Below are 23,229 nucleotides of genomic sequence, written 5' to 3'. Positions count from 1 at the left end.
GGCCGTGCGTTCTCGGGAGGTGGCAATGTCACGGAATCTGCGGGTGACCGCGTTGGCCGGGGTGCTGACCCTGGCGATCAGCGGCTGCGGCGGAGTGGGCGGCGGGGGCGACTCCGGCGGCGGGGACGCCAAGGGCAGCGGCGCGCTGAGCACCATGGGGTTCGGCCTCTCCGACGAGATCGCCAAGACGCGGGTGGACGCCTTCAAGAAGGACCACCCGGACGTCCAGCTGAACATCACCGAGGGTGCCTTCGACGAGCAGCAGTTCCTCTCCGCGGTGGCCTCGGGCAACCCGCCGGATCTGGTCTACATGGACCGCAAGCTGATCGGCACGTACGCCAAGCGCGGCTCGATCCAGCCGCTGACCGACTGCGTCGAGAAGCAGCACATCGACCTCGGGCAGTACCGGCAGGCCGCCAAGGATCAGGTGACCCTCGACGGCACGGTCTACGGCATCCCGGAGTTCTCCCAGGTGCGGGTGCTCTACCTCAACGAGGCGCTGCTCAAGCAGGCCGGTCTCACCGCCGACGACGTGGACCTCGCCGACTGGGCGAACCTGCCGGCGGTCAACGCGAAGCTGGCCAAGGTCTCCGGCGGTCGGCTGAGCCGGATCGGCATCGACCCGAAGATCCCCGAGTTCCTGCCGATGTGGGCCAAGGCCAACGGCGCCGAGATGATCTCGGCCGACGGCGCGAAGGCCAACCTGACCGACCCCAAGGTGGTCGAGGCGCTGACCACCGGCGTCAAGCTCATCCAGGACCAGGGCGGCTGGGGCAAGTTCAAGTCCTTCCGGGACACCTTCGATTTCTTCGGCGCCGAGAACCCCCTCGCCAAGAACCAGATCGCCGCGTGGCCGATGGAGGAGTGGTTCCTCAACCAGGCCGCCAAGAACAGCCCCAAGGCCGAGCTGGTCGTGAAGCCCTTCGTGGACCGGCAGGGCAAGCCGCTGACCATGTCCAACGGCCAGGCGTGGGTGATCACCAAGGGGGCGAAGAACCCGGAGGCGGCCTGCGCCTTCGTCAAGCAGATGACCGCCACGGACACCTGGTTCGCCGCCGCCAAGGCGCGGGCCGAGGCGCGCAAGGCCGCCAACCTGCCGTTCACCGGCGTCTGGACCGGCAACACCGCCGCCGACAAGAAGATCTTCGACGAGCTGTACCAGCCGACCGGCAACAAGCGCTTCGACGACGCGGTGGCCACCATCCGCGAGGCCCAGGACATCGCGTTCGCCATGCCCGCCTCGCCGGCCGGCGCCGAGTTCGACAAGGCCTGGACCGAAGCGGTGAACCGGGTGCTCTCCGGGCAGGCGCAGCCGGCCGAGGCGCTGGCCCGGGCCCAGCAGGAGGCGACCGCCGCGCTGGACAAGGCCGCGGGCTGAACCCGGCCATGGCCACCACCGTCACCCCTCCCGTACCGGGCCGGCGGCGCCGCACGCCGCTGGCCCGGCGGGAGGCCCGCTGGGCGTACCTGTTCCTGGCGCCCTGGATCGTCGGGTTCCTGGTGTTCACCGCCGGTCCGATGATCGCCAGCCTCTGGCTCAGCTTCACCGAGTACGACGTGATCAACGCGCCGCGCTTCACGGGACTGGACAACTACCGGCAGCTCGTGTCGGACCCGCAGGTGGCGCGCAGCCTGGGCAACACCGTCTACTACACGGCGCTGCACGTGCCGCTGGTGATGCTGATCTCGCTCGGGCTGGCGCTGCTGCTCAAGCGGGTCGGCCGCTGGCAGGGCTTCTTCCGTACCGTGTTCTACCTACCGGTGATGACACCGGCGGTGGCCGTCGGCATCCTCTTCCTGCTGCTGCTCAACACCCAGGACGGCCTGATCAACCGCGGTCTGGCGCTGCTCGGCATCGACGGTCCGAGCTGGACCACCGACCCGGGCTGGGTGATGCCCGGGATCGTGCTGATGAGTCTCTGGAGTCTCGGCTCCACAGTGATCATCTACCTGGCCGCGTTGCAGAACGTGCCCCGCGACCTCTACGAGGCCGCCGACCTCGACGGGGCCGGCCCGTGGGCGCGGTTCCGCCACGTGACCCTGCCGATGATCTCCGGCTCGCTCTTCTTCACGTTGATCGTCAACACCATCGCCTCGCTGCAGATGTTCACCGAGGTCTACACCATGTACTTCGGGAACCGGCAGACCCAGGGCTCGTTCAGCAGCGACGCGGCGTCGTTCTACGTGATCCACCTGTTCCAGCAGGCGTTCCAGTTCCTGCACATGGGCTTCGCCTCGGCGATGGCCTGGCTGCTGTTCCTGATCATCCTGATCGTCACGGCCGTGCAGGTGAAGCTGAGCAACCGGTTCGTCTACTACGAGGGGGAGGACCGGTGACCACGACGAGTCAGCCGGTGGGCACCGGCGTCGCGAGCACCCTGGTGGCGCCGGTGGTGGCGCCCCGGCCGGCGGCCCGGGAGGACGGCCGGCGACCGCGCTGGCAGCGGATCCTGTTCGTGGTCGCCCTGGTGGGCGCGGCGGTGATCTTCATGGTGCCGTTCGTCTGGCTGGTCAGCGCCTCGCTGCGCCCTCGCGAGTACGTCTTCGCCCCCGGCTTCCTGCCCACGCCGTTCGCCCCGGACAACTACGCCCAGGCCTGGCAGGCCATGCCGCTGCTCACCTGGCTGTTCAACAGCGTGGTGGTCGGGGTGGCGGCGGCCGCTGCGGCGACCCTGTCCAGCGCCTGGGTCGCGTTCGGGTTCGCGTACTTCCGCTTCCCTGGCCGGAACCTGCTCTTCGGTCTGGTGCTGGCCACCATGATGCTGCCGTTCGCGGTCACCATGATCCCGACGTACCTGATCTGGAACCGGCTCGGCCTCGTCGACACCCAGGTGCCGCTCTGGGCCGGCAACCTCTTCGGCTCGGCGTTCTACATCTTCCTGCTGCGACAGTTCTTCCTCTCCCTGCCCCGGGAGTACTTCGAGGCGGCGCGCGTCGACGGGGCGAGCTATCCGCAGCTGTTCTGGAAGATGGCCTTCCCGCTGATCCGTCCGGCGCTGCTGGTGGCGTTCGTCTTCGAGTTCAAGGCGAGCTGGACCGACCTGATCAAGCCGCTGATCTACCTGCGCAACGAGCAGCTCTACACGCTGCCCCGCGGGCTCAAGGTGATCCTCGACCGGTTCGGGTACGGCGGCGAGCAGCAGTGGGAGATCGTCCTCGCCGGCAGCGTGATCGCCACCGTACCCATGATCATCCTGTTCTTCCTGGCCCAGCGGCACTTCGTGGAGGGCATCGCCACCACCGGCCGCAAGGGGTGACGGCGATCAGCCCGCCGCCGGCTGGTCGAGGAAGGCGAGGGTGACCGCGGCGAACAGCGGCGAGCTGAAGATGCTGTAGTGGGTCAGCCCGGGCAGGATCGCCAGACCGTGCCCGCCCTTGGGCCGGCCCTCGTTCGCCCAGCCGCCGTCGCGCAGGCCGCCGTCGAGCAGCTTGAACACCTCCACGTAGTGGCTCGGCGGCGCCATGTCGGCGTCGGCCGCGACGATCAGCGTCGGCACCCGCAGGCCGCGGACCTCCTCGGTCAGGTCGAAGTCCTTCGCCATCAGCTCGCCGATCTTGTCGAGCAGCCGGGGGAAGTCCTCCGGGCGCGGCGCGACCCGCTGGTAGAGCTGGTACATGGGGGTGTCGGTCATGAACTGCGCGGCGGCGCCGGTCACCTGACCCTGCTGCGCGCGCATCTCGGCGTAGATGGCGTCCGACCGCACATGCGCGGACGCCGCGACGAGCCGGCCGAGCTTCTCGGGGTGGGCCACCGCGGCGTGCAGCGCCACGCCGCCGCCCAGCGAGTAGCCCACCAGGTCGGGCCGGTCCAGCCCGAGGTGGTCGATGAGCGCGGCGATGTCATCGGCCATCGTCCGCAGGTCGAGCGGGCGGTCGACGTCGGCGGTGCGGCCGTGACCCTGCAGGTCGACGGCGATGACCTGGTGCCGCGCGGCGAGCGCGGGCAGCAGCGGCCCGAACATCTCGCCCGACCCGAGCCCGCCGTGCAACAGGATCAGCGGGTGCCCGGTGCCGTGCGTCTCGTAGTAGAGATTGATGCCGTTGACCTCGGCGTATCGGCCGGTGCCCTCGACGTCCGTGGTCCAGTCAGTGGCGGTCACGCTGACGCTCCTCCCGTGCGCGTTCGGCGATGGCGGCGTGGACCCCGACGGCGCCGGCCGCGAGGTCACGGACTGCGGCCTCACCCTACGCAGCCGGTTGCGTCGCCCGCTGCCCGCCGCGCCGCTCAGGAGAAGTGCGTACGCGGCCGGGCGAGGCGTTCCCCGTCCACCACCAGATCGACCTTCTCGTTGTAGAAGGCGACCAGCCCGGCGATCGGCCGCAGGGCCGCCGTGGGGTAGTCGTAGGACCAGGCCAGGTCCGGATGGACCCGGTCGCCGGCGCGCATCGACCAGTAACCGCTGGTGCGGCCCTTGTAGGGGCAGGCGGTCCGGGTCTGCGACGGCACGAGGTGCCGGAAGCGCACGTCCGTCCGGTTGAGGTAGTAGCGGGTCGGCAGGCCGGTCTCGAACACCAGCACCGGCGAGGTCGACTCGGCCAGCACCGTCCCGTCCAGCTCCACCCGGACGTGCCGGGTGGAGCGCAGCGCGTCCACCCGGGAGTACGGGTTGCGGGGGTGGACGAAGACCTCCTCGTCCTCCTCGAACCAGGCGTCCAGGGCGGCCCAGTCGAACCGGATGGTGTCCGCCAGCGCGGGCGGCGCGTCGTCGCCGTACCACCGGGCACAGCCGGCCCGGGCGAACTCGCCGACCCGCAGCCCGTGCAGCCGCGCCGTGCCGCGCCGGGTCTCCTCGGTGCGTCCCTCGTCGACCAGCAGGTCCCGGCGGACGTCGGCGGCGGGGACGTAGTACTGCGGGTAGGGCGGCCACTCCCAGACGTACCGGGCGCGGGCGGTGTCCAGCACGAGTTGGCCGGCGAGGAAGGCGCGGATCCGGCGGGGCGCCGGCTCGATCCGGCCGACCTCGGCGGCCGGCTGCGGGTAGTCGGGCACGGTGTCTCCTCCTGGTGGAAATGCGCGGCGGACGGTTCAACGAGCCGGTGTGACCTGGGGCACCTTCGCCGACGGTGGGAATGAGATCGGCCGTCGGGGATTTGCTGCCAGGTGTGACCACTGCGCAGTCTTCGCCCGCCCCGACCGCCGCGGCACCCGGTGACCTGATGAGCCGCGGGCAGCAGCTGCGCCTCGTGCTGGTGCTCGGCTCGCTGATCGCGATCGGGCCGCTGACCATCGACATGTACCTGCCCGCGCTGCCGGCCATCACCGCCGACCTGGAGACCACCTCGGCGGCCGTGCAGCTGACCCTCACCGGCACCCTCGCCGGGCTCGCCCTCGGCCAGTTGCTGATCGGCCCGCTCTCCGACGCGGTGGGCCGGCGACTGCCGCTGCTCGCCGGGATCGCCCTGCACATCCTGGCCTCGCTGCTCTGCGTGGTGGCGCCGACCGTCCAGGTGGTCGGCGTGCTCCGGGTGATCCAGGGGCTCGGTGTCGCGGCCACCTCGGTCGTCGCCATGGCCGTGGTCCGCGACCTGTTCGACGGCGCCGCCTTCGCCCGGCTCTTCTCCCGGCTTATGCTCGTGATGGGCGCGGCCCCGATCCTGGCGCCCACCCTCGGCTCCGCGCTGCTGCGCTGGTCGGACTGGCGGGGCGTGTTCGTGGCCCTCGCCGCCTTCGGGCTCCTGCTGGTGGTGGTCGCGGTGGTCGGGCTCCGGGAGACGCTGCCGCCGGAGCGCCGCCGCCACGGCGGCCTCGCCGCCGTCGGCCGCGACTACCGGGCGCTGCTGCGGGACCGGATGTTCGTCGGGCTCGTGCTGGTCGCCGGGCTCGCCATGGCGGCGCTCTTCGCGTACGTGGCCGGGTCGTCCTTCGTCTTCCAGCAGCGGTACGGGCTGGACGAGCAGCAGTTCGGGCTGGCGTTCGGCGCCGGGGCGGTCGGCCTGATCACCGCCACCCAGCTCAACGTGCGGCTGCTGCGCCGGTACAGCCCGCAGCGGATCCTGGTCACCGCGCTCGCCGTCGGCACCGCAGCCGGTCTGGTGCTGGTGGGCTTCGCCGCCACCGGCGTCGGCGGCCTGGCGGCCGTGCTGGCCTCGCTCTGGGTGGTGCTCGCCGCGGCCGGGCTCGCCATGCCGAACGCGCCCGCCCTGGCGCTGTCCCGGCACGGGGAGGCGGCCGGCACCGCCGCCGCGCTGCTGGGCGCGGTCCAGTTCGGCGTCGGCGCGCTCGCCGCGCCGCTGGTCGGCGTGCTCGGCACGGGCAGCGTGGCGATGGCCGCCGTCGTGGCCGGCGGCATGGCGGTGGCCCTGGCCGTGCTGCTCACCGTGGTCCGGCCGGCGCGGCTGGCCGAGGTCGAGCCGGCCGCGGTCGCCGTCGCCGTGCACTGACCCCGGACGCCGGCCCGCCGTTGCCGCCCTGAGCGGCGGGCCGGCGGATAGGGTCGGGAACCGTGCGGACCAAGCAGGAGCTGGGGGCGGCGATCCGGGAACGGCGGCGGGCGGCGCTGGTCGTCAACGCCCACTCCCGCCGTGGCCGTCGGCTCTACGAGACCGTCCACTCCCGACTGCGCGCGGCCGGCTTCACGCTGCTCGGCGCGTATCCGGTCGACCGGCCCGGCGAGCTGGACCGGGTGCTCGCCGAGGCCGCCGACCTCGGGCCGGACCTGCTGGTCGCCGGGGGCGGCGACGGCACCATCGGCACGGCCGCCCGGCTGCTCGCCCACCGGGACATGGCGCTGGGGCTGCTGCCGCTGGGCACCACCAACAACTTCGCCCGCACCGTCGGCGTCCCGCTCGACCTCGACGCCGCCGTCGCCCTGTTCACCGACGGCAAGGTGATCGACGTCGACCTGGGGCTGATCGGCGACACCCGGTTCACCAACCACGTCGGGATCGGGCTGTCCGCCGACATCATGCTGACCGCGCCGCCGCGGCTCAAGCGGGTGGTCGGCCGGCTCGCGTATCCGCTGACCGCGCTCGGGCTGCTGGCTCGGCACCGGCCGCTGCGGGTCACGGTGCGCGCCGAGGGGCGGGAGCACGGCTTCGACACCCACCAGGTGTACGTGGCCAACGGCGGCTTCCACGCCGGCCGGCCGATCACGGCCGACGCCAATGCCGACGACCGGCTGCTGGTCGCGTACCCGGTCGGCGGGCCGACCCGGCGCGGCCTGCTGCGCGAGACGGCGCGCAACGCGGCGGCCGGGCACCGCCGCACCCTCGGCGACAAGCCGTTCCTGGCCGTCCGCCAGCTCTGGCTGGAGACCGACCGGCCCGCGCGGATCGAGGTCGACGGCGAGCCCTACGGGGAGACGCCGGTGCGCATCGGCCTGGACCCGAACGCGCTGCGCGTGATGGCCGCGGCGGACAGCCCGGACCGCTGAGCGGTCAGTCCCGGCGGTCCTCGTCGGGGGTCGGGATCTCCTGATTCTGCTCCAGCGCGTCCGCCGCCGTGAGGTCCCCGCGTACCGCTTCGGGCAGGCCGGTGTCGTCGCTGGGCGGGGTCAGCACGCCCTGCTCGGCCAGGTCCGCCTCGGTCGCCTCGGGCACCGCGTCCTCGATCGCGTCCGGCGGGCCGACCACCGTCTCGTCCTGCCGCTGCTCCTGCGCGTCGGCCTCCGGCGGCCGGCGCAGCGGATTCTCGTCGCCGACGCTCATCGTCCGACGCCCGTCACCGGCTGCGCTGGACGAACGGCGCGGTCTGGTCGGCCACCTCGCCGTACTCGGTGGGAAGCTGGCCGACCGCCTGCGCGTAGGCGGCCGGGTCGACGGCGTCGCGGAGCACGTCGAAGACGGCGGTCACCCCGTCCTTGGCCCGGTCGACGTCCACGTCGGCGCGCTCGCTGACCCGCTCCACGAAGATGTCGAGGCCGAACCGCTCGCCGGTCTCACTGCTGGCGAACGCGTACGCCCGCAGCGCCTCGGGGAGGCGGGTGGCCAGATCCCGGGCCTCCCCGCCGTCGATCCGCTCCGCCAGCGTGGTCAACGTGGCCCTCGTGACGGCCGTGGCCTGCTCCGGCGACATCCCGCAGCGTTTCGCCACCGAGCCGATGAACTCGTCCTGGTCCACCTCGACGCCTCCCTCTCGGCTGAGGAAGGCGTCTTCCCGCGCTCCGCCGCCGCAAACGACCCGGCGGCCCGCCGCACCGGACGACGGTCAGCGGTAGATGTGCACCGGGGTGCCGATGCGGATGGTGGTCCAGAGCCGGTTCATCGCCGGGACGGGCACCCGGACGCAGCCGTGGCTGGCCGGGTAGGTGGGCACGGAGTTGGCGCCGTGCACCGCGTAGCCGCGGTAGAAGTAGTTCGGCCGCCAGAGCAGGCCGAGGTCGCTCTGCCGCCAGCCGTCGATGCGCCGTTGCACCGTCCAGTTGCCGGTCGGCGTGGGAGTGCTCGCCTTGCCGCTGGAGGCGTCCAGGATGCGCACCACCGACCCGCCCTTGGCCAGGTAGAGCACCTGCCGGGTGAGGTTGGCCTCCACCGAGTAGCCCGGGTGGGTGTACTTCGGCTTCGGCACGTCCGGACGGTCGAGCGCCGCCCAGGTGCGCGGCCCGACGATGCCGTCCCGGACCAGGCCGTTGACCTTCTGGAAGGCCACGACCGCGTGGTGCGTCGACGGCCCGAAGATGCCGTCGACGCCGCCCACGTCGTAGCGCAGGGCGGTGAGCCGGTTCTGGAGCGTGGTGACCGCCGCGCCCCGGGACCCCTGTCGCAGGGTCGGCTGGCTGGCGGCGGCGAGGGTGACCGTGGTGCCGGTGGTCGGGCCAGCGGCCGCGGCGGGAGTGGCCGGGACGGCCAGGCCGGCGACCAGGAGGGCCATCCCGAGCGCGGCGTGCGCGGCGGGGCGGCGGTGGCGAATGACGTGTGGTGAGACGGGAAGCATTGTTCCTCCCTTCCGAACTCCTACCGAGACGGTAGTTCGCGGAAGAAGAAAAAGCTGCCCCTTCGTCCGGTTTCAGCTTTCAGGCGACCCGGGGAGTCGGCAGGACGACACGGCGGGCCGTGCCGGAGACCTCGCCGGTGCGCTCCACGGACGGCTCCGGGACCGGGGCCGTGCTCCCGCTCTCGCCGACGGCCGTCCCGGACCCGGCCGGGTCGTCCACGCCAGTGGTCCGGACGGCGGTGAGCAGCGCGAGGAGCCGGTCCACGTCGTCGGCGGGCAGCCGGAACGAGCCTCGGCACAGCGTGCCGCTCCACAGCGACAGCACCACGGCGTCGCGGTCCGGGTGGTAGCTGACCCGCAGCGTCCGGTCCTCGCCGCGCAGGTCGGTGAACAGGTCTCCGAAGCTGGGCATCGGCCGCACCTCTCCCATCCACCCAGGATGCCCCCGCCGCCGTGCCCACCGGAAGGGCCTCGCCGTGCCCGGCTCCGGGAGCGGGGGTAGCCTGCACGGCGGAACGCGCAGCGCAGGGAGGTCCCGAGAGTGCAGACGACGACCGTGGACGTGCCGACCGGCGACGGGGTGGCGGACGCCCTGCTCGTCCGGCCCGACGGAGCCGGGCCCTTCCCGCCGGTCCTGGTCTTCATGGACGCGTTCGGGCTGCGCCCGCGGATGGCCGAGATGGCCGAGACGATCGCCGCGCGCGGCTACGTCGTGCTGGTGCCGAACCTGTTCCACCGCTTCGGCCGCGCCCCCCTGGTCGACCTCTTCGGTCTGGGCGACGAGAACCGGCGCGGCGAGCTGTTCGAGAAACTCACCCCGATGATCAGGTCGCTGACCCCGGACGTGGTCGCCCGGGACACCGCCGCCTACCTGGACTTCCTCGCCGCCCAGCCGGGCGTCGCGCCCGGCCCGGCGGCCGTCACCGGCTACTGCATGGGCGGCACCAACGCGCTGCGGGCCGTCGAGGCGCACCCGGACCGGATCGCCGCGGCGGCCGCCTTCCACGCCGGGCGGATGGTGACCGACGCCCCGGACAGCCCGCACCTGGGCGTCGGCGCGGTCCGCGGCGAGCTGTACTTCGGCCACGCCGACCAGGATCCGTCGATGACCGCCGAGCAGATCGCCACCCTGGAGAAGGCCCTGGACGCCGCCGGCGTCACCTACCGCTCCGAGGTCTACCCCGGCGCTCGCCACGGCTACACCCAGTCCGACACGCCGATGTACGACGAGAAGGCCACCGAGCGGCACTGGGCCGCTCTGTTCGACCTGCTCGACCGCACCTTCCGGCGCTGACCCGGGGGTCCTCCCGACCACAACCGGACGATTCACCCGGGCCGCGCCGGGTAACCGCCGCCATGGCCGACGACCGCCCGGACAGCGTCCGCTCACCGCTGGACCGGGCCGCCGCGCGAACCGGGCACGCGCTGGCCGACGCCCGCGCCGCGGGGGGTGCGGCCGGCCGGCTGCGGCTGCGCCAGCTCGAGGTCACCGTCGTCATCGCCGTCCAAGCCGGGCTGGCCGCCGCGCTCGCCGCGCTGCTCGCCCAGCGCCTGCTCGGGCCCGGCGCGCACGTCTTCGCACCCGCCGCCGCGGTCGGCACCATCGCCACCGCCATCGGCCAGCGGGCCCGCCGTACCTTCGAGCTGCTGATCGGGGTGGGGCTCGGCATCCTGGTCGGGGACGTGCTGCGCGACCTGCTCGGCACCGGGTCCTGGCAGACCGGTCTGGTGGTCACCCTGGCCATCGCGACCGCGCTGCTGGTCGCCGGGCGCGGCGGCGCCCTGGTCGGCCAGGCCGGCGGTACGGCCGTGCTGATCGCCACCCTGGCCCCGGTCGAACCCGGCCTGGAACTGCCCCGGATCTTCGACGCGCTCGTCGGCGGCCTGGTCGGCCTCGGCGTGGTGGTGCTGCTGTTGCCGGTCAACCCGCTGCGGGTGCTGGACCGGGCGACCGAGCCGATCATCTCCACGCTCACCACCGAACTCGACGCCGTCGCCCGCGCGCTGACCACCCGGGACGCCGACGCGGCGGTCCACGCCCTGGAGCGGATGCGCGGGCTCGACGCCGACGTGGGGCGGCTCAACGAGGCGCTCAGCGGGGCCGAGGAGGTGGTCACCCTCGCGCCGGTCCGCTGGCGCCGGCGCGCCCGGTTCCACCGGTACGCGCGCGCCGCGGAGCACCTGGAGCGGGTGATCCTGTACGCCCGTTCGATGGCCCGCCGTTCCGCCACCGCCCTCCAGTACGACGAGCCGATCCCGCCGGTCCTGGCCGACGCCGTGACCCGCCTCGGCCAGGCCGTCCGGGTGATGCGCCGCGAGTGCCGGGACGACGAGGACCTGACCGACACCCGCCGGCTGGTCCGGGAGAGCGCCGAGCTGGCCGGCCGGGCCTGGGCGCAGGGGGTCCGTTCCTACGGCGACGGTGTGATCACCGACCTGCGTACGGCGGACAGCGAGTTGCTGCGGGCCACCGGGTGCGACCCGGACGACGCCAACCGGGTGGTGCGTACGGCGGCCGGCGCGGGCGAGGCGGAACGGCGCCCGCCGCTGCGGGCGCACCTGCCCCGGCCGGCCCGGCACACCCCGCGCGCCCGGCGGCGGATCCGGATGGCGCGGCGCACCAGAGCCCGCCCCGAACCGTTCCGCCCACCGACCCGCACAGCCCAGCCCACCTGAGCCGGCGCGGGGATCCGGCGCCGCCGGTGCGCGGGCGACGAACCGGAGCCACGAGCCGGGAACTGGCCCCTTCCACGGCCGACCGGGCTGGCTAGCGTCGGGCGCATGAGCATCGACCGCGCAGAGCTGACCCGGCGGTTCGCCGCGCTGACCACCGCTCACGTCGCCGACGCCTGCCTGCGGGCCGCCGTCCCGGTGCGCTGCGCCCCGGCCGGCGTACGGCCGGTGCTGACCGGCGGACGGCTGGCCGGCCGGGTGCTGCCGGCCCGGCACGTCGGCAGCGTCGACATCTTCCTCGAGGCGATCGACCGCGCCGCCCCCGGCGACGTGCTGGTGGTGGACAACGACGGGCGCACCGACGAGGCGTGCGTCGGCGACCTGGTGGTGCTGGAGGCGCAGGCCGCCGGCCTGGCCGGCCTGGTGGTCTGGGGCCTGCACCGGGACACCGGCGACATCCGGGCGGTCGGGCTGCCGGTGTTCAGCCTGGGCGCCACGCCCACCGGCCCGCGGCGGCTGGACCCCCGGCCGGCCGAGGCGCTCGCCTCGGCGCGGGTGGGGCAGTGGACGGTCGACGCGGGAGACGTGGCCCTGGCCGACGAGGACGGGGTGCTCTTCGTGCCGGCGGGCCGGGCCGGCGAACTGTTCGACCTGGCCGAGTCCATTCGCGACACCGAGCGCCGGCAGGCCGACCGGATCCGGGCCGGCGAGCCGCTGCGGGCACAGGTCGGGTTCGGGGCGTACCTGGCGGGCCGGGCGGAGAACCCGGCGCTGACCTTCCGGGAGCATCTGCGTGCGGTGGGCGGCGCGATCGAGGAGTGAGCCCGGCGGGCGTTCAGGCGTCCCGCGCCCGGAGCGCCAGGCGTACCCGGTTCGGGCTGTTCGTCTTGGTCATCAGGCTGGTGATGTGGGTCTTGACCGTGGTGACGCCGATGTGCAGCCGGTCGGCGATCTCGGTGTTGGACAGGCCCTCGGCCACCAGGTTCAGCACGTCCCGCTCGCGCGTGGTGAGACCGGGCACCGGTCCCGGCGTCTCGGCGCGGGCGTGCACCGCCCGCTGGACCAGCCGCCGCAGCACCTCCGGGCTGAACGGGCTGTCCCCGGCGGCCGCCCGGCGTACGCCGTCGAGCAGGTCGGTCGGGGGCGCGTCCTTGAGCAGGAACCCGCAGGCGCCGGCGGTCAGCGCCGGGTAGAGGTGGTCGTCGTCGCCGAAGGTGGTGAGCACCAGCACCCGGGTGGCGGGTCGGTCGGCGAGGATCCGGCTGGTCGCGGTGATCCCGTCGACGCCGGGCATCCGCAGGTCCATGACGACCACGTCGGGCAGCAGCCGACCGGCGAGGGCGATCGCCTCGCGGCCGTTGTCGGCCTCGCCGACCACCTCCAGGTCGGGCTGGGCGTCGCAGAGCATGCGCAGGCCGGCGCGGATGAGGTGCTGGTCGTCGACCAGCAGGACGCGGATCATGCCGGCTCCGGCGCGTGCGGGCCGGCCGGGCGCGGGCGCGGCGTCGGCGGCTCCGGCGGGCGGGCCGGGGAGCCGGGTGGCCGGGCCGGTGCGGCGCCCCCGGCCGGCAGGACCGTGCGGACGCGCCAGCCGGCGCCGGTGGGACCGGCCTCCAGCCGCCCGCCGAGCACCTCGACCCGCTCCCGCATCCCGGTGAGGCCGTGGCCGCCGCCGGCCGGCACCGCGGCCGGCACCGACCCCGGCCCGTCGTCCGACACCTCCCAGTGCACGGATCCGTCGACCACCGCCACGGACAGTCGGGCCCGGGCCGCGGCGCCGGCGTGTTTGGCCACGTTGGTCAGCGCCTCCTGGGTCAGCCGCAGGACCGCCTGGCCGCGCACCGCGTCCAGCGACCCGACCGCCGGGTCGACGTCGGCCTCCACGGTGACGCCGGCCTGGCGGGCCCGGTCCACCGCCGTGTCCAGCGCCGCCGGGAGCGCCGACGGCTCGATCGCCGTCAGCGCGGCGTCCCCGCGTACCCCGTCGGGATCGCGCAGCACCGCGACCAGGCGGCGCAGGTCGTTCAGGGCCGCCGTGCCGGTGCCGTGCACGTCGTCGAAGACCTCGCTCACCCGGGGGTCGAGGTCCGGCAGCACGTGCCGGGCCACCCCGACCCGCAGCACCATCGACGCGACGTGGTGCGCGACCACGTCGTGCAGTTCGCGGGCGATGGCGCTGCGCTCGTCGGCACGGGCGGCGCGGCTCTCGGACTCCCGCCGGCGCTGCTCCGCCGCAACCCGCTCCTCGGCCTGCCGGGCCAGCTCCCGGGTGGTCCGGATGACCAGGCCGAGCAGCAGCGGCAGGCCGACCTCGACGGTCAGCCCGAAGACCCCGGAGAGCAGCCGCCGGACCGGGTCGCCGATCGAGTCGGTCATGTCGACCGCGGTCAGCAGGCCGGCGGCCAGCCAGATGGTCCGGGGCCGCCCGGCCCACATGGTCAGCTCCAGCAGCGCCCAGCTGGCCCCGACCTGGTTGATCGTCGTGTCGTCGACCAGCGGGAAGGCGACCGCCAGCAGCGCGGCCTGCGCCACCAGGTTCACCAGGGGCCGGCGGTGGCACACCAGGGCGGTGGCGAACGCGACCAGGGCGAGCGCCCACTGGGTGGCCGTCGGCACGTGGTGGCCCTGGGCGCCGAAGACCAGATAGCCGAGGCCGCTGAGGTCCAGCAGCAGCATCCGCGCGAGCGTGTCCCGCGCGTCGAACAGCCGACCTACCCAGCCCACGACGCCAGCCTAGGCGGTGCGGCCGGCAGCCGGGGGGACCGCCGGCCCGGCCCACCGCGTCCGCAGCCCGAGGTGGACGGCCAGGCCGAGCGGCCCGAGCAGGATGGTCAGCAGCAGCACCGGCGCCAGGAGCAGGGCCGGCATGCCCCGCTCCCGGCTTTCTCGCCAGATCCACCGGCCGACGAACAGGTCGAACCCGATCATGTGCGCCCAGGCCGCCGCCGCGCCGTCCGCACCGCCCAGCAGGTCCCGGACGCCGTCCAGGGTCGGCGCGGTGACCACCGGCAGCACCCGGCCGAGCGCCGGGAGCACCAGGATCGCGTAGATCAGTAGGACCGGGAGGACGATCAGCGGCGAGCCGACGATCCGGGCCGTCCACGACCAGCGGGGTGCCAGGATCATCAGCGCCCAGAACGGCGCGGCGACCGCGAACGTCAGGGTGAACAGCGCCCCGGTCATGCGACCAGCACCAGGCCGGCACGGCGCTGCCCGCGGGCCAGGACCGCGCCGGTGGCGGCCGCCGTCGCCACCACCAGGGCCGCCGTGACGGCGAGGGTGAGCGCGTCCGGGCGCAGCAGCGGCTGCCCGCGCAACGCCTGCCAGGTGACCAGCAGGGTGGCCGCCCCGTACGCCGCGCCGGCGACGAGCAGCAGCCGGGCCCGGGTCCGCTCGTCCAGCCGGGTGCCGAGGAAGCGGTTGAGCAGCATGGCGAGCAGCGGCAGCGCCTGGAGGGCGTGCAGCCCGACGAAGTGCCCGATCCGCAGATCGCCGCCGGTGGTGCTCCAGCCGACCAGGGGCAGCCCCGGCCCGCCGTCCGCCACGCCGACGCTGTGCGCCCCGCTGATCCCCTCGGCCGCCGACTCGGGCGTGCGGGTCACCATCGGGATGGCGACGAGCATGCCGAGCAGGGACAGGCCGAGGCCGAGCCGCACGGCGTACCCGGCGACCCGGTCCGCCGCCGGCCGCAGCAGCGCCACGATCCCGATGACCAGCTGGGCGACGAAGAGCACCATGATCGCCGCGCCCATCGCCGAGAACAGGGCGGCGTTCAGCCGGGTGGTGCCATTGTAGTGGCTGGTGGTGCCGCGCAGCACCTGCGTGACGATGATCGCCATCTCCACCACCGACACCGCGACGATGACCGTGGCCGCCCACTCGGCGAGCCGGCTGCGGCGCGGCAGCAGGGTGAGCATCCAGGCGAGGGTGGTGCCGTAGAGCACGAAGGAGATGGCGAACTTCAGCGGCTTGAGCCAAATCGGCGCGCCGGTGAGCACCCGCGGGTCGGCGACGACGCCGACCGCCGCGACGACGGTGAGCGCCGCCATCGCCGCGACGAAGAGCATGAGGGGGCGGTGCCAGCGACCCGCCCGGTTCAGCACGGTAGTCATGCCTGTAGATGCTGGTGGCCGGGCCGCCCGGTCGCGCCCGACCTCAAGCCCCGATGCCGGCCGCAGGTCCGGGACGCGCCTCCTACCCAGGGAGGAGGCGCCGCCCGAACGCCGCGTCGAGGACGGCGGAGGTGAGCTGGTCGAACCGGCCGGCCGCCCGCGGCGGCGCGCTCACGACCCGCCCGCGAGGGGCTGGACGAGCTGGATCGGGTTGCCGTCCGGATCGGCGGTCCAGGCGATGAGCAGCCGGTCCAGCCAGACGTGCGGGGCGGCGAGCGCCGGCGCGCCGGCGGCGGTCAGCGTCGCGTACGCGGCCGCAGTGTCGTCGGTCCAGAGCACCACGGCGGCGCGCTGCCCGCTCGGCACCGGGTCGAGCCCGTGGTCGTCCCGGGTGGACGCCACCGAGGCGATGCCGATCCGGTAGCCGTCCAGCGTCAGGTCGACGTGGATCGGCGCGCCCTCGGCAGGCACCCGGAAGGTCTCGGTGAAGCCCAGCCCGGCGTAGAAGGCGGCGGCCCGGGTCACGTCCTCGCTGAACAGGATCACCTGTGGGGTGCGGAACATCGACACGGGTGGACCGTACCGTCAGTCGGGCAGCCGGGGCATCTCGAATCCGGGGTCGCGGCCGAGCAGCACTCCGCGGGTCAGCGCCCGCGACCCGAACCGGTCCCGCACCGCGTCCACGGCGGCGTCCAGCGCCGGCCCCGGTTCGCGGGTGAACGGCAGGGTGAGCTGCACGTGCCCGTCGTCGAGGTTGCCGACGGCGACCCCGATCAGCGTGACGCCCCGGGTCTCGATCTCCGGCAGCGCGGCGCGCAGCAGCGATTGGGCGGCGGCCCGCAGCGGTCCGGTCTGCGCGGTGGGCTTGTCCAGGGTGTGCGCGCGGGTCGCCCGGGTGTAGTCGGCGAAACGCAGCCGCAGGGTGACCGTGCGGCCGCTGCGCCGGGCGGCCCGCAGCCGCCCGGTCACCCGGTCGACGAGCCCGGCCAGCACGGCGTCCAGCTCGGCGGGGGAGTGCGGCTCGCGGGCCAGCGCGTGCTGCGCGCCCATCGAGGAGCGCCGCCGCCCGACCTGCACGGCGCGCGGGTCGCTGTTGTGGGCGAGGGCGTGCAGGTGGCGGCCGGCGCCCGGGCCGAGCAGCGACACCAGGGTCGGCTCGTCGAGCCGGGCCACCTGCCCGACGGTACGCAGGCCCCGCTCGAGCAGCTTCGCGGCGGTGACCGGGCCGACGCCCCAGAGCCGCTCCACCGGCAGTGGGTGCAGGAAGGCCAGCTCGCCCTCCGGTGCGACGACCAGCAGCCCGTCCGGCTTGGCCACCCCGCTGGCCACCTTGGCGAGGAACTTGGTCCGGGCCACCCCGACGGTGATCGGCAGGCCGACCTGCCGGCGTACCTCCCGGCGCAGTTCCGCCGCGATGTCGGCGGCCGGACCGACCAGCCGGCGCAGCCCGCCGACGTCGAGGAACGCCTCGTCGATGCTGAGCCCCTCGACCAGCGGGGTGGTGCGCCGGAAGATCTCGAACACCGCCCGGCTGGCCGCCGTGTAGGCCGCCATCCGGGGCGGCACCACGACGGCGTCCGGGCAGAGCCGCCGGGCCTGACGGCCACCCATGGCGCTGTGCACCCCGCGTGCCTTCGCCTCGTAGCTGGCGGCGAGGACCACGCCGCCGCCGACGATGACCGGCCGGCCGCGCAGCCGGGGGTCGTCGCGCTGCTCGACCGAGGCGTAGAACGCGTCCAGGTCGGCGTGCAGGATGGTGGCCTCGCTCGACACGACCACCATGTTCGCACAGATGTTCGAAGGACGGGCCGGTCAGGGCATGCTGATCGCGAGCTTGCCCAGGGCGCCGGAGAACTCCGCCAGGGCCCGGGGCACCTCGGCCAGCTCGTAGCGGCGGTCGACGGGCACCCGGACGCGACCGGCCAGCACGTCGTCGGCGAGCCGGTCGAGCGTCCTCCGCTCCGGCTTGCCGAAGATCGAGACGGCCGCCGGGTGCTGGTCGGGGCCGAAGCCGATGGTGGAGGCCAGCCGGCCGTCGGGGGCGAGCAGCCCGGCCAGCGGCGCGCCGTCACCGGCCAGGTGCACCACCGCGGAGACGCCGTCCGGGGCGAGGGCGCGCACCTGCCCGGTCAGGTCGCCGGTGTAGTCGACCACCTCGGCCGCGCCCAGGTCCCGGACGAAGTCCGTCGCGGGGCCGGGGCGGGCGGTGGCGACGACCCGGGCGCCGGCCAGCCGCGCGTACTGCACGGCCAGCGCGCCGACGCCACCGGTCGCCCCGGCCACCAGCACCGTGTCGTCGGGCCGGACGGCCAGCGCCTCGAGCGTGTCGAGGGCGGTGGCGCCGGCCAGCCCGAGCACGCCCGCCGTGGACAGCTCGATGCCGTCCGGGACGCGGGTGATGCCGTCCCCGGCGCCGACGGTCACGTACTCGGCCCACGTGCCGTCGCCCAGGTAGGAGCGCATGAGCACCCCGAACACCGGGTCGCCCACCCGGAACGGGCTGGTGCTGCCGATCGCCTCCACCTCGCCGGCGAAGTCCTTGCCGAGCACCACCGGGTACCGGTAGTCCATCGACCCGCGCATCATCCCGCCCGCCGCCTTCCGGTCGAAGGCGTTGACCGAGGAGGCCCGCACGCGGACGAGCACCTCGTCCGGGCCGGGGCTGGGCCGGGCCAGGTCGTCGCGGGCGGTCGGCTCCGCCCCGTCCCGGTCGAGAGTGATCGCCTGCATCCGCTGCTCCTTCTCCCTGGCCCGGCGGTGCACCTCGACGTCCGGGCGGCGCGGCTTTCCCCGCCGGGAACCGGCTACACCCGGCCCGGGTCAGGCGCGGCGGGCGCGGGGCCGGCGGGACAGCGAGCTCGGCGCGTTCACACCCGCCTCGTCACTCACGCTCATCCCCAGCCGCTCGACCAGTTCGCCGCCCAGCCAGCCGGTGAACCCGGCCAGCACGAGGCCGGCGAAGCTGCACACCAGCGCGCCGGCGTTCGGTTCCCAGTTGTCCGCGCCCCGGCGCAGCAGCCAGCTCACCGCGAACAACACCAGCACGACCACGTTGCCGAGGCCGTGCGTCGCGCCGACCCGCTTGGCGCGCGTGCCGGCCGGAATGGCCGACCAGTCGATCAGGCCGAACACCGCGGCGACCAGGCCGCCGATCACGCCGGCGGCGATGGTGTACGCGGCCGAGACCTGAAAGCCCGCCCGGTCGGTGATCAGGTACAGGATGTCGAAGATCACCGAGGTGGCGAGCAGTCCGAGCGGAAACACGATCATGATGGGGTGGATTGCGTGCCCCATCGACTTCGCGCGACTCTCCATGCCGGTCCTTCCTTCTCGGCCCCAGGCGCCGCCGAGTTCCCCACCTGGCGCCGGCTACACCTCCGGGCGGGGAAGGGCGATCGCCTGCCGGAGCGGGCGGCGAGCACCGCGCCCCCGCTACACCGGGTCAGGGCGCGGTGCGGGCCCGGTCCCGGACGAGCAGCTCGACGACCACCGCGATGGCCACCGCCTCCACGGCCAGCAGGGTGAGCAGGATCAGCAGCTGGGTGGCCCCGGCCCGGATCGGCCCGGCCCCGCCGAGCAGCACCCCGACGAACGCGCCGGGCAGGGTGACCAGCCCGACCGTGCGGGTCTGGTCGAGCGCCGGGACGAGGGCCTGCCCGGCGGCCGGGCGGCAGATCTCCAGCGCGGCGTCGCGGGGGAGCAGCCCCAGGGCCAGCCCGGCCTCGTACTCGCCGTGCCGGGTCCGCAGCTCGTCGAGGGTACGGCGACCGGCCAGGCTGGTCGCGGTCATCGCCCCGCCGATCAGGATGCCGGCGGTGGGCAGCACCACCAGCGGGGTCGCCGGCAGGGCCCGGCTGGCCAGGAGGACGGCCAGGCTGGGCGCCACCCCGGCGGCGATGGCCAGCGGGGCGACCCGGGCCGGTGCCTGCGCCCCGATCCGCCGGCGCGCGGTCAGCCCCGCCACGACGTACATGAGCAGCACGAAGGCGGCGGTGCTCCACCAGGCGCGGAGCACCGCGACGATGACCAGCGAGACGGCGGCGAGCTGGACGGTGGCCCGGGCCGCCGCGGTGAGCACCGTCCGGGCCCGGCCGAGCCCGCTGAGCCGCAGCACGGCGGCGCCGGCCAGGGTGAGCGCGACGAGCGCCACGACCAGCGCCGGGCCGATCGGTACGGTGCCGCCGGTCACCGGATGACCCTATGCCGGGCGGCCGGCCGGCGGGTGCGGTCCCGCCGGCCGGCCCCCGGGTGTCACCGGCCGTAGACCTCGAACTCGTAGAGCGAGAAGCCGTACGAGGTGGCCCGCTTGACCCCGTACATCCGCACGTAGCGGGCGGTGACCGGGGTGAGGGTCACGATGTCCGTCCCGCCGTTGCCGGCGGTCGTGCTGAACACCGGCTGCCAGGTGCCGCCGTCGGCGGAGACCTCGATCCGGTACGCGCTGCCGTACGCGGCCTCCCAGCGCAGCACCACCCGGCCGACCGTGCGGGCCGAGCCCAAGTCCACCCGGATCCACTGGTTGTCGTTGTAGCTGCTGGCCCATCGGCTGCCAAGGCTGCCGTCGACCGCCTTGTCCGGGGTGTTGCTGGTCAGGAACTGGGTGCTCGACGCGGTCGCGGCGCGCCCCTGGGCCAGGTTGGCGACGTCGTCACCGCGGCGCGCCGGGAAAGAGACGACCTGCTGGTAGGTGGGGCGGTTCTGCCAGGCGATCAGCGGGTGGGTGATGCCGCCGAGCCCGGACTGGGCGATGGCGTCGGCGCACCACTGGTCGCCCGCCCCGCAGGACTTGTCGCCCGGGTAGACGGTGGTCGCCGGCACCGCGGCCGCCTGGGCGAGGGTGTCGAGCAGGCTCTGCCGGCAGGCGCCCAGGTTGCCGTTGCCGCAGTACGCGCGGCCCAGCCCGCCGGCCACCGGGTCGCCGAGCACGGTGCGGACGTCCTTGTCGACGTAGCCCCACCAGCCGTACTGGAAGGAGGAGCCCTTGTGCGGCTGGCCCTGCGCGGCCCAGACGGCGCCGCCGTCCCGGCCGCCGTTCTGGCCGCCGGACGGCGCCTCGTTCACCTCGATGGCGTCCACCAGTGCCGCGTAGAGGTCGGGGCCCAGGCCGGGCCGGAACTCCGCGGCGGCCAGCAGCGGCCACCACGCGTCGAAGATCCGGATGGCGTCGGCGTGCTGGTAGACCTTGGACCCGGCGGCGGTCTCCACCCGGCGGGCGCCGGCCTGCTGCCAGGCCCGGAGCTTGTTCACCGCGTCGGCCAGCGCGGGGTCGGTGACCGGCGCGCTGCCGAGCACCCGCAGCAGGTCGCCGAGGACCTGCTGGCCGCGCAGGTCGGTGACCGCGGCGTCGGCCATGATCCGGACCACGTCGGCCCGGCCGAGCTTGCGCTGGGCGATCGCGGCGCGCACCGGGCTGTCGAGGAGTTGGCCCCGGTGCACCGAGCCGAAGCTGAAGTTGCCGTCGGCCGCGCCGAAGTCCTTCGCCTGCTTGTTGTTCCAGCTGACGTAGTAGTCCTGGTTCACCGACTGCGGGTGGGCGGCGGCCGGGAGGTAGCTGGCGGTGTTGGTGTCCGGGTTCCAGCCGACCCACTCGTTCGCCGCCTCCGCCCGGGTGGGCAGGTTCGGGTCGGCGGTGGACGGCCGAACCGGGTTCGACCCGGAGTTGAAGTAGGCCGCCTCGGTCGAGTTGACGTAGAACCAGTTGAAGGCGTAGCCGACGTTCGAGGCGGACTGCTGGAACGCCGCCGCGGAACCCATCGCGGCCGGGTCGTTGTACGCCTGGAAGCCGATCGCCGAGTCGGCCTCGTGCCGGTAGGTCGAGCGCAGCCTGGTGAAGGCGGTCGGCTGCCCGTTCACCAGCCCTCGGTAGGCGACGAGCCCGTACCTGGTGCGCAGCGCGCGCAGCGTGTAGGAGCCGGCCGGGGTGGAGTCGGCCAGGGTCGGCGACCAGGAGTTGGTGTGCTGGAGGACCTCCATGGCCACGCACTGCCCGTGCCACAGGTAGCGGTTCGACCCGAGGGTCGGTGCGCTGCCGTCGGTGGTGCACAGCGGCACGGCGTAGGTGTCGGTGAGGTCCTGGCTGGCGGAGGTGGCGCTCCAGGCGTAGTCCTGGCCGCGGCCGAGCAGCACGTAGAGGTTCAACCCGGCGAAGGCGGCGCCCCGGGCGCTCACCCCGGGTCCGTGGAGTTCCTGGAGCATGAGCAGCTGCGGGGCGAAGTAGCCGGTCTGCGGGCCGAACACGGCGACCGGGTTGCCGGTGGTGGTGTGCCGGCCGGAGACCACCACGGCGTTGGACATGCCGTGCGACCGGAGCCCGGCGAGGCCGCTGAGCAGTCCCTGCGTGGTGGTGCTGCCGCCGGTCTTCGCGGTGGTGGCCCCGCCGCTCTGGTCGTAGGCGAGGGGCTCGGCGACCACGCTGCCGGCGTCGGGGAGCACCGCGCCGGTCGCGCCGGGCGGGGTCGCGCCGTACGGGAAGCTCTGCCCGTCGTGCAGGGTGAGCACCGTCTCCGGGTCGTTCTGGGACCGGAACGCCTGCCAGACCCGGTCGCCCTCGGTGGCGCCGAACTTCGCCCGGGCGGCCACCCGGACCAGGGCGGACTGGATCTCGGAGCCGCCGCCCCCGCCGAACAGCCCGCCGATGACGCCGGCGGTGGCGATCAGGTCGGTCATGGTGAAGTGCTGCGGTTTGCCGGCCCCGGCCAGGACGTACTCGCCGGGGTAGTTGTCGGCGCTGATGGACTGGTCGATGTAGGCGTTGACGCCGGCGATGTAGTCGGTGACGTCGGTGTAGAGCTGCTGGCCGCGGGTGCCCTTCTGGCGCAGCGCGTCGACCTGGGCCTGCAGGTCCGCCTCGGTGTACGGCGAGTTGGCCCAGACGCTCTGTTCCAGCTCCCGGTTGCCCGGGGCGCCGCCGGCGAAGGAGGTGAGCGTGCCGCGACCGACGTGCCGCAGCAGGTCCATCACCCAGAGCCGGTCCTGCGCCCCGGCGTAGCCGGCGCCGAACATGGTGCCCGAGCGGGTGGTGCCGGTGACGTGCGGGACGCCGGTCGCCTTGTCGCGCACGATGGTGACGTCCGCGCGGGGCCGCACGGTGCTCTCCACCTGCCCGTCGGGCACGCCGAACGAGGCGTCGTTGTAGAACTGCGCGATCTGTTCGTCGGTGAGCCCGGCGTAGCCGTAGACCAGGCTCGCGTACTCGTCGAGCTGGTCGCTGGAGTGCGCGGGCCGGGTGCCGAGCGCCTGGTGCGCGAGGATCGCGGCGAGGGTGGCGTTGCCGTTCTCCCCGGGCGGCAGGATGTCGGCGCACTGGCCGAGGCAGTAGTCGTTGCCGGTGAAGGTGGTGGCGGCGACGGCCGGTGACGGTGGGACGGCCGTCAGGGCGCTCGCGGTGAGGGCGGCGGCGGCCAGCGCCGCGAGCCGGGCACGGGTGGTGGGACGGGGCATGGCGATTCCTCCGGATGTGCGGAGTCGGGCCGGGGCTGCGCCCGGCTGTCGCTTGCCGACGTCTCGCCCTCCGTGCCCGGGCGTCACACCCGGAGGTGAGAGTGACTCATATCTACCTCCGGGTAATGATCG

24 protein-coding genes are annotated in these 23,229 nt (G+C 74.3%); 8 read left to right on the top strand and 16 right to left on the bottom strand.

Features of this window, described 5'->3' with window-relative positions:
• The first annotated feature begins 25 nt into the window (after positions 1 to 25).
• The 3 genes from AC0OLQ_RS20695 to AC0OLQ_RS20685 are packed head-to-tail and all read left to right on the top strand — an operon-like array spanning position 26 to position 3,257.
• Positions 26 to 1,378, top strand: a complete 1,353-nt coding sequence (locus AC0OLQ_RS20695; RefSeq protein ID WP_484527598.1) for an extracellular solute-binding protein — start codon at positions 26 to 28, stop codon at positions 1,376 to 1,378.
• 8 nt (positions 1,379 to 1,386) lie between these two features.
• Complete coding sequence (locus tag AC0OLQ_RS20690; RefSeq protein ID WP_484527597.1) at positions 1,387 to 2,337, top strand: carbohydrate ABC transporter permease; 951 nt, start codon at positions 1,387 to 1,389, stop codon at positions 2,335 to 2,337.
• Complete coding sequence (locus AC0OLQ_RS20685) at positions 2,334 to 3,257, top strand: carbohydrate ABC transporter permease (protein ID WP_484527596.1); 924 nt, start codon at positions 2,334 to 2,336, stop codon at positions 3,255 to 3,257. The genes AC0OLQ_RS20690 and AC0OLQ_RS20685 overlap by 4 nt, the downstream gene beginning before the upstream one ends.
• 6 nt (positions 3,258 to 3,263) lie before the next feature.
• Here AC0OLQ_RS20685 and AC0OLQ_RS20680 read toward each other — a convergent pair whose 3' ends face one another.
• Complete coding sequence (locus AC0OLQ_RS20680; protein WP_484532395.1) at positions 3,264 to 4,037, bottom strand: alpha/beta fold hydrolase; 774 nt, start codon at positions 4,035 to 4,037, stop codon at positions 3,264 to 3,266.
• A 188-nt stretch (positions 4,038 to 4,225) separates the two neighbouring features.
• Positions 4,226 to 4,990, bottom strand: a complete 765-nt coding sequence (locus tag AC0OLQ_RS20675; RefSeq protein ID WP_484527595.1) for a DUF427 domain-containing protein — start codon at positions 4,988 to 4,990, stop codon at positions 4,226 to 4,228.
• 167 nt (positions 4,991 to 5,157) lie between these two features.
• Here AC0OLQ_RS20675 and AC0OLQ_RS20670 point away from each other — a divergent pair, with 167 nt between their 5' ends.
• Positions 5,158 to 6,381, top strand: coding sequence for a multidrug effflux MFS transporter (locus AC0OLQ_RS20670; protein WP_484532394.1), 1,224 nt, complete (start codon positions 5,158 to 5,160; stop codon positions 6,379 to 6,381).
• 62 nt (positions 6,382 to 6,443) lie between these two features.
• A complete protein-coding gene (locus AC0OLQ_RS20665) occupies positions 6,444 to 7,373 on the top strand; it encodes a diacylglycerol/lipid kinase family protein (RefSeq protein ID WP_484527594.1) in 930 nt (309 codons plus the stop codon).
• Positions 7,374 to 7,377: 4 nt separating this feature from the next.
• On the opposite strand, the gene AC0OLQ_RS20660 is transcribed toward AC0OLQ_RS20665, so the two are convergent.
• The 4 genes from AC0OLQ_RS20660 to AC0OLQ_RS20645 form a co-directional block, all read right to left on the bottom strand.
• A complete protein-coding gene (locus tag AC0OLQ_RS20660) occupies positions 7,378 to 7,647 on the bottom strand; it encodes a hypothetical protein (RefSeq protein ID WP_484527593.1) in 270 nt (89 codons plus the stop codon).
• 13 nt (positions 7,648 to 7,660) lie between these two features.
• Positions 7,661 to 8,059 carry a DUF2267 domain-containing protein gene (locus AC0OLQ_RS20655; protein ID WP_484527592.1) on the bottom strand — a complete coding sequence of 133 codons (399 nt, stop codon included), beginning with the start codon at positions 8,057 to 8,059 and terminating at the stop codon, positions 7,661 to 7,663.
• An 87-nt stretch (positions 8,060 to 8,146) separates the two neighbouring features.
• On the bottom strand, positions 8,147 to 8,872 hold the full coding sequence (locus AC0OLQ_RS20650) for a L,D-transpeptidase family protein (RefSeq protein WP_484527591.1): 726 nt from the start codon (positions 8,870 to 8,872) through the stop codon (positions 8,147 to 8,149).
• 79 nt (positions 8,873 to 8,951) lie between these two features.
• Positions 8,952 to 9,284 carry a hypothetical protein gene (locus AC0OLQ_RS20645; RefSeq protein WP_484527590.1) on the bottom strand — a complete coding sequence of 111 codons (333 nt, stop codon included), beginning with the start codon at positions 9,282 to 9,284 and terminating at the stop codon, positions 8,952 to 8,954.
• A 129-nt stretch (positions 9,285 to 9,413) separates the two neighbouring features.
• Between AC0OLQ_RS20645 and AC0OLQ_RS20640 the strand changes: the two genes are divergently transcribed.
• From AC0OLQ_RS20640 to AC0OLQ_RS20630, 3 genes are all read left to right on the top strand, one after another.
• Complete coding sequence (locus tag AC0OLQ_RS20640; RefSeq protein ID WP_484527589.1) at positions 9,414 to 10,166, top strand: dienelactone hydrolase family protein; 753 nt, start codon at positions 9,414 to 9,416, stop codon at positions 10,164 to 10,166.
• Between the two features lie 62 nt (positions 10,167 to 10,228).
• Complete coding sequence (locus AC0OLQ_RS20635) at positions 10,229 to 11,548, top strand: FUSC family protein (RefSeq protein ID WP_484527588.1); 1,320 nt, start codon at positions 10,229 to 10,231, stop codon at positions 11,546 to 11,548.
• A gap of 105 nt (positions 11,549 to 11,653) precedes the next feature.
• Positions 11,654 to 12,367 (top strand): RraA family protein, encoded by a 714-nt coding sequence (locus AC0OLQ_RS20630; RefSeq protein ID WP_484527587.1) that lies wholly within the window; start codon positions 11,654 to 11,656, stop codon positions 12,365 to 12,367.
• Between the two features lie 13 nt (positions 12,368 to 12,380).
• On the opposite strand, the gene AC0OLQ_RS20625 is transcribed toward AC0OLQ_RS20630, so the two are convergent.
• From AC0OLQ_RS20625 to AC0OLQ_RS20580, 10 genes are all read right to left on the bottom strand, one after another.
• Positions 12,381 to 13,007 (bottom strand): response regulator transcription factor, encoded by a 627-nt coding sequence (locus AC0OLQ_RS20625; RefSeq protein ID WP_357341686.1) that lies wholly within the window; start codon positions 13,005 to 13,007, stop codon positions 12,381 to 12,383.
• Entirely contained in the window at positions 13,004 to 14,269 is a 1,266-nt protein-coding gene (locus AC0OLQ_RS20620) for a sensor histidine kinase (protein WP_484527586.1), read from the bottom strand. The genes AC0OLQ_RS20625 and AC0OLQ_RS20620 overlap by 4 nt, the downstream gene beginning before the upstream one ends.
• A gap of 9 nt (positions 14,270 to 14,278) precedes the next feature.
• The gene (locus AC0OLQ_RS20615; RefSeq protein WP_484527585.1) at positions 14,279 to 14,728 is read right to left on the bottom strand and encodes an ABA4-like family protein; all 450 of its coding nucleotides are present in this window, start codon (positions 14,726 to 14,728) and stop codon (positions 14,279 to 14,281) included.
• Positions 14,725 to 15,657 (bottom strand): hypothetical protein, encoded by a 933-nt coding sequence (locus AC0OLQ_RS20610; RefSeq protein ID WP_484527584.1) that lies wholly within the window; start codon positions 15,655 to 15,657, stop codon positions 14,725 to 14,727. Before AC0OLQ_RS20610 ends, AC0OLQ_RS20615 begins: the two co-directional genes overlap by 4 nt.
• A 171-nt stretch (positions 15,658 to 15,828) precedes the next feature.
• Positions 15,829 to 16,221 (bottom strand): VOC family protein, encoded by a 393-nt coding sequence (locus AC0OLQ_RS20605; protein ID WP_484532393.1) that lies wholly within the window; start codon positions 16,219 to 16,221, stop codon positions 15,829 to 15,831.
• Positions 16,222 to 16,242: 21 nt separating this feature from the next.
• Positions 16,243 to 17,430, bottom strand: a complete 1,188-nt coding sequence (dinB, locus tag AC0OLQ_RS20600; protein ID WP_484527583.1) for a DNA polymerase IV — start codon at positions 17,428 to 17,430, stop codon at positions 16,243 to 16,245.
• Positions 17,431 to 17,469: 39 nt separating this feature from the next.
• On the bottom strand, positions 17,470 to 18,387 hold the full coding sequence (locus tag AC0OLQ_RS20595) for an NADP-dependent oxidoreductase (protein WP_484527582.1): 918 nt from the start codon (positions 18,385 to 18,387) through the stop codon (positions 17,470 to 17,472).
• Positions 18,388 to 18,477: 90 nt separating this feature from the next.
• Positions 18,478 to 18,972, bottom strand: a complete 495-nt coding sequence (locus tag AC0OLQ_RS20590) for a DUF2231 domain-containing protein (RefSeq protein WP_357341692.1) — start codon at positions 18,970 to 18,972, stop codon at positions 18,478 to 18,480.
• A 127-nt stretch (positions 18,973 to 19,099) separates the two neighbouring features.
• Positions 19,100 to 19,846 carry an ABC transporter permease gene (locus AC0OLQ_RS20585; protein ID WP_357341693.1) on the bottom strand — a complete coding sequence of 249 codons (747 nt, stop codon included), beginning with the start codon at positions 19,844 to 19,846 and terminating at the stop codon, positions 19,100 to 19,102.
• Positions 19,847 to 19,908: 62 nt separating this feature from the next.
• Complete coding sequence (locus AC0OLQ_RS20580; protein WP_484527581.1) at positions 19,909 to 23,097, bottom strand: penicillin acylase family protein; 3,189 nt, start codon at positions 23,095 to 23,097, stop codon at positions 19,909 to 19,911.
• Between the last annotated feature and the right edge of the window lie 132 nt (positions 23,098 to 23,229).

This window comes from Micromonospora sp. Utrum1 (assembly GCF_057197805.1).
This window is presented reverse-complemented; position numbering and strand designations above follow the sequence as displayed.